Origin of the sequence: uncultured Gemella sp. (genome assembly GCF_963515875.1) — a bacterium.
Classification (GTDB): Bacteria; Bacillota; Bacilli; order Staphylococcales; family Gemellaceae; genus Gemella.
In genome coordinates, this window is sequence record NZ_CAUPZX010000072.1 from 1 (window position 1) to 3,832 (window position 3,832).

Consider the following 3,832-nt stretch of genomic DNA (forward strand, 5'->3'; position numbering starts at 1 on the left):
TACTTGATAAACTGACATTTTGTACTTGATAAACTGACATTTTGTACTTGATAAAACTTGAAAACCCTTGTCGCTCTAAGGCTCAAAAGTGCCTTAAATATATATAAAATATAATTAAATATATATAAAAAGAGTCTCACTTCGTTTCGCCCCTCTCTCCATATCCCTAAAAGTTAAAATTTCAAGTACAAAACCGCCAGTATCTAAATATAAATCTAGTATATATTTATATTTTTGACACAACTATATGAGCATGCTACAATGAAATTGCCGAATAAGTAGCTCAAGGCTACACCAAAGCCCTAGAGGATGCCAGTCCTTTAGGGCTTTTTTTACGTTCTTTTCAGATTAACGAGTGTTTCTAGGCTGACTACCGTTTATCCTCATCGTCCAGCCATTTGCAAATGAAATATGCCAGTACATTTGCCATAACATTGAGGAAGAGCTCGAATAAGTAACTCACGACTATCACCTCCTTTCACTACCTGCAGGAAGAAATAGTTCCTGTAGCAAAATGGTTAATATTTTATAAAAAACAAAATACATAGAATCCCTCCGAATAAAATAAACTATATATTTAGTTTATCTCCAGTATGTCAAGAGTTCAAGGGTGTTTCAGATTTTAAATAGCTTGGGGACTAGAAAATTTTAGCTCAGGATAGATTGAAGTTTTTTAGAAACAAGCAATTTTAGCTCAGGGCATTCTAAAACACGCTCAGATACCCTCAAAAATCATTTTGGTAATAGGAATCAACAAAAGCGCTTATAGGCCCATTTAGAGCGTTAAGCGCTTTTGTTTTATTTATTTCTTCAGTATGTCGCATTTTTTGAAGACAAAAAGTATCAAAGGGGATTGTCAAGATTTGTTATATCAGAATTGTCTATTTTTGACACTACTCTAGCACGTGATATAATTATATTGCTTAAAAGTTCGATAAAGCTAAGCATAAAGAAAACACCCAAGGTTGCAGCCAAGGGTGTTTTTTGTGCTTGCTCAAGACACTCAGGCTAGATTACTTGTCGCATTTGTCATGCCACTTACGGACTAGCCACTCCGCAATCAGTTCTGTACTGACACCGACAAGCAGTGGTAGCAGAACAAGCTATCTATCCGAAATTACCCCTAAATTTTGCTATTTAGCTAAAATATGTTATAATTTAATCAACAACAAGAGTAGTGAATTCATCACGCTAAACGAAAAAGCACCCTGTCCGCCAAGACTTAGGGTGCTTTTTTGCGCCAGCTACAACACACTAGCGTTCGTGAAAAGTGACACTATTTCTTGTTGTCATCGAAGCGCTTTTCAATCCACTTCATCCCATAGGCTTTCCCCAACTCGTACGCTAAGGGCAACACTACTCGGACAACAACAAGAAGAGTAATGAATTCTATCAAGCTAAACACCTCCTTTCGAAGGCTTAGTGCCAGAATATTGCTATTATACCATGTCCGCTTGCTTTATTCCATGGTCTATTTGACAACAAGTAACCTAGGTCGTTAGTCTTTGGTTTGTCGGTCAGCTGAACAACGTTCAGACTGATCCGCCTTAACCAGTCTAACTTGACTTAGCTTGTTATCAAATAGCTTTCACGGCATAAATCGCTCAGACGCTCTCAGAAGCCATATTTTAGCTTCTAATGCGTTTTCGCATCAAAGGCATACAAATATACCCTAAAACTAAAAAGCAAGCGTGTAGGAGCCTCTGAGGGCTATTTACGCTCGTTTAACGCCTTGAGCAATAACTCGTATATCAATTCTTGCTGTTTTTCAAGCATATTAAGACGGCGCATGACCTTTTCTTCAAACGTGGCATCATAGCTATCTTTTCTCAGTCGAGAACGTATCTCGTCCACTCCTGAAGGAGATATACGATACACTCCATCCTTTTGTTCAACCTGGAAAATATTTAAATTTTTTCTGTGATACTTTACCAGGTCTTTTGATATCCCTAACTCTTCTGCGACCTCTTTTAGTGTTTTCCAATCTGACATGACTCTAAATCCTCCTTACTAGTCTAGTTTCATTGTGGCAAGCGTAGCATGTGGGTATCACCTTACCAGTAAGTTTACCACATGCTAGGTCAGTTTCAAAATGAAAACTGATTTTTGGGAGCCCCCAAACCCCTTGTTTAGTTTTTACTAGGAAATTTACTTATCTAGCCTCTGAAAGAGCATAAGGGAAACTGTCCCCACGTAACGTGTGGAGTTGATAGTATCAACGTTTCTAGTGTCGACACTTTTCTCGGCTTCGCCTACTTTCACACACTATCCTGTTTATCACCCTTTTTGACTATCTCACACTTTAACACACTCTTATCTCATACAGATACACACAAAAAAAGAGATGCTGATTTCTCAATCAACAATCTCTTCATCTGGTAAAGAATAAAACGGCAAGTGTTTTGGTAGCTCCTCAATCTCCAAACCGAGAACATCTGCTAATTCATCAATCTCTTTCCTCAATTCGTCAATTTCACCCTCTAGTAATTCATAACGTTTTTTATCTAACACTTTTTTCACTCGAACAATTTGACTAGCCACGAATTCAAATTGACTTTCAATATCCCTTCGAGAACTATCCCAGTAGTTTTGAGCAATGACTTGCTTTTTCTTCGTCGCTTGTATATGGTCAGCTAACGCATTAAAACTATCCCATGCAACACCTTCCCACTGCTCAGCTTCTTCCACTTGCCTTAATAATCTATTTCTTTCAGCTTTTAATTTCTCGATATCGTTTATTAGTTCAGTTCTTTCTGTCATTTTGTTGCTCCTGTTCTGCGTTAATTAGTCTAAAAAATCATAAATGTCTGTTTGAACTTCATGAGATTCTGAACGATTCAGTCTAGCCAACATTTCTTGCTTTTTGCGTTCCAATTCGGCTTTTGTCTCTTCGCTTGTCGTGTTCACGTAATCAGTATTTGACCAACTAGGTACATTGGACTGTCTTTTCTGCTTATATTTTGGCTTGTTAAATTTATTTGGGTCATACGATTCAGACTTTTCAGGATTCCAAGTGAACTCGTAGCCTAGAACTGGATTTCCTCGCTTATTCGACTTGATTTTTTTAACCTTCAGATTCTGAAAATAAGGGGAAAGTTGGCTCAGAATAGGTTTTAATACAAGTCTATCAATCTCACTAGGTTTATAATAATCTGGCATGTCCAAAAGTGTTCTAAATTCAGCAATCATAAACTCTCGTTTACCTTTGATACGCCACTGTTTAAATAGCCGATAAGCTGTTTTTGCATAGGTTGAGCGAATATTTGTAAATTCAGCAAGTTCATACTGGGTAAATTGTGCTTCTAGCTTGTTTATAACGTACTCAAATTTAGACGAGACCTCCACCTCTACGATACGTTCTTTCTCGTCCACTCGAAAATATGAGAACAAGTTCATAACAGCGTAGGAATGTTCTGTTCTCTCGTAGTATTTCAAATCGACAACTTTATCCGCAACGGATTTCATCGTTTGTGACCATCTCTCGAGATGAAAATCTTTGCTCGCTAAATTTCTCAATTCATCCGTATCAAATCTCATCAATCTAGTACCTTCATCTCGAACCTTAGCAATAATCGCAAAAAAGAAATTCATCTCTTCTGCAGTCCATTTTCTCATGATTACCGTATTCAAATCATTATGATGTTTAACTATTTCATTCGCCATATAAAGACCCCTCTTGTTTCCTTGTCTTTATAATACCTCTTTTTCTATAAAAAGACAAGTTAAAAAATAAGTCTTAATAAACTGACATTTTGTACTTGATAAACTGACATTTTGTACTTGATAAACTGACATTTTGTACTTGATAAACTGACATTTTGTACTTGATAAA

3 protein-coding genes are annotated in these 3,832 nt (G+C 36.9%); all 3 read right to left on the reverse strand.

What is annotated here, in order from left to right:
* Positions 1-1,710: 1,710 nt before the first annotated feature.
* The 3 genes from RWL85_RS08450 to RWL85_RS08460 all read right to left on the reverse strand — a co-directional run bounded on the left by RWL85_RS08450 (position 1,711) and on the right by RWL85_RS08460 (position 3,663).
* Complete coding sequence (locus RWL85_RS08450) at positions 1,711-1,992, reverse strand: hypothetical protein (protein WP_314087108.1); 282 nt, start codon at positions 1,990-1,992, stop codon at positions 1,711-1,713.
* A gap of 363 nt (positions 1,993-2,355) precedes the next feature.
* A complete protein-coding gene (locus RWL85_RS08455) occupies positions 2,356-2,760 on the reverse strand; it encodes a hypothetical protein (protein ID WP_314087110.1) in 405 nt (134 codons plus the stop codon).
* Between the two features lie 24 nt (positions 2,761-2,784).
* Complete coding sequence (locus RWL85_RS08460) at positions 2,785-3,663, reverse strand: RepB family plasmid replication initiator protein (protein ID WP_314087111.1); 879 nt, start codon at positions 3,661-3,663, stop codon at positions 2,785-2,787.
* Positions 3,664-3,832: the final 169 nt, after the last annotated feature.